The 529-nt window shown below is 38.2% G+C and carries 1 protein-coding gene; it reads left to right on the forward strand.

Translation table 11 applies throughout. From position 1 onward, the window contains the following. Window positions 1-210 precede the first annotated feature (210 nt). Window positions 211-529, forward strand: a 319-nt coding sequence (locus tag ACS8FD_RS24315) for a pyridoxamine 5'-phosphate oxidase family protein (RefSeq protein WP_439277730.1), incomplete at its 3' end; no start/stop codon positions are given.

The following is a 529-nucleotide window of genomic DNA, read 5'->3' on the forward strand; positions in this document are numbered from 1 at the left end:
GGCTACAGCCGCGGTACAAGATGGTAAGACTGCAGAAGATATTGGCGAGCAGTTCTCTGTATCTTTATAATATAAGCGTCTTTTATATTGTAAAAACGAGCAGTTTGACGACTTGAGACGCCAGTAAGCCATTGTTTATTGGCGTTTTTATAGTATGTAAGTTTTATAGTATGTAAACCTCAATATTTTAAATAGTAAAGGATAACTATTATGAGTAAACAAGAAAAGATGGACAAAATCCAAGCGATGGTAAACAATATCAAGTATACGATGATGACCACTCGCAATCATGAAAACCACCTCCATTCGTGCCCAATGAATACCACGGAAACCAGCATCGGTGCTAAAGAGATTTGGTTTATCGGTCACACACCTTCTGACACTGTTGACAATATTAATAAGAACCCAGAAGTAAACTTGGCTTATGTCAGCCAAGATGACAAAAGCTATTTGTCTATCACTGGTAAGGCTGAATTGATCGAAGATCGAGAAAAGCTTGATGAGCTGTGGTCAGTAATGTACAACGCTT

The sequence above is a fragment of the Psychrobacter sp. 1U2 genome, assembly GCF_051847575.1.